We start from the raw sequence: 649 nt of genomic DNA, 5'->3' as shown, positions 1-649 counted from the left end.
CCCGACCACGATCGCCGCAGTCTTCAGGACCTTAGCCATGGCACCCTCCACGCGGTGACGAACTGGACGGGCTGCAGCACGGCGGCCCCGGCCAGCTCGGCATGCCAGCCCAGCACCCGGCCGTTGCCGAGTGCGATCGTGAGCGCCTCGAGCGGGGAGCCCTCTTCATGGGGCAGCGCGAGCACGTCGCCCGTCAACGCGGCCGCCGGCGCGATCCGCGCGAGTCCCATCTCATCCAGCGCCTCGGACAGCGAAGCGAAGCCGGCGCGTCTCAAAGCCCGGACCGCACCGAGCCCGGTCCTGTACTGGCCGCCCTTGGACAGCAGCACTTGGTGGCCCATGCCGCGCAGATGAAAGGCGGTCATCTGCACACAGTCGCCAGCGCCGAACCGGAACGGCCGCTCCTTGAACCGATCGAGCGTCAGCTGCGTGATCTCGGCCCGCCGGACCAGTTCCAACGCCGGCTTCACGAAAGCGCCCTTCCGATCGCTTCGCCGATCGCACGAACACCGCCTCCGTAGAAGATCGACGGAGTTGGCGAAGCGACCCCCCAATAGATCTGCTGGTCGACGCCAGTGACGCCGGACAGCCCGGTCTCACCCGGCCAGATCGACGTGTGAAAAGTGTCGGAGAGCCCAGCGCCTTCGTC

At 68.3% G+C, this 649-nt stretch carries 1 protein-coding gene and 1 pseudogene; both read right to left on the bottom strand.

The window, feature by feature from the left end; genetic code table 11:
• Positions 1-23: 23 nt before the first annotated feature.
• Complete coding sequence (locus tag PYV61_RS26285) at positions 24-470, bottom strand: hypothetical protein (protein ID WP_275836847.1); 447 nt, start codon at positions 468-470, stop codon at positions 24-26.
• Positions 467-649, bottom strand: a pseudogene (locus PYV61_RS26280) (hypothetical protein); the annotation flags it as partial. The pseudogene PYV61_RS26280 and the gene PYV61_RS26285, both read right to left, overlap by 4 nt.

It is taken from the genome of Roseisolibacter sp. H3M3-2 (genome assembly GCF_029211165.1).
Lineage (GTDB): Bacteria > Gemmatimonadota > Gemmatimonadetes > Gemmatimonadales > Gemmatimonadaceae > Roseisolibacter.
This window is presented reverse-complemented; position numbering and strand designations above follow the sequence as displayed.